Annotated in this window: 1 protein-coding gene; it reads right to left on the bottom strand. The window is 47.8% G+C overall.

Going from position 1 to position 299, the window contains the following annotated elements:
- Positions 1–115: 115 nt before the first annotated feature.
- Positions 116–299: IclR family transcriptional regulator C-terminal domain-containing protein (locus FDX22_RS15195; RefSeq protein ID WP_304571764.1), on the bottom strand; the 184-nt coding region annotated here is incomplete at its 5' end.

Genomic DNA, 299 nt, shown 5'->3' with positions numbered 1-299 from the left:
TAATGGTTAATATAGCAGCAAAAAATCAGTACGTTATTCGCTCCGGCGACGACGGCAGATCGTAAAAAACCCGATACGCCGTATCGGGTTTTCTGTGTATCGCAACACGTCAAAATTAGAACGGGTAATCGTTATAACCCATTTGCTCTGAAATCTTACGCGCTGCGGTGTGCAGCATTTCGACATATTCGTGCAAACGTTCTTCAGAAAAACGCAGCGTCGGGAATGAGATGCTCAGACCCGCAATGACCACGCCGAAACGATCAAACACCGGTACCCCGATACAGCGCAGTCCTTCT

It is taken from the genome of Citrobacter sp. TBCS-14 (assembly GCF_005280805.1).
Taxonomy (GTDB): domain Bacteria; phylum Pseudomonadota; class Gammaproteobacteria; order Enterobacterales; family Enterobacteriaceae; genus Citrobacter; species Citrobacter gillenii.
Note: the sequence above shows the minus strand (reverse complement) of the source record. Positions and strands in the feature narration are given on the sequence as shown.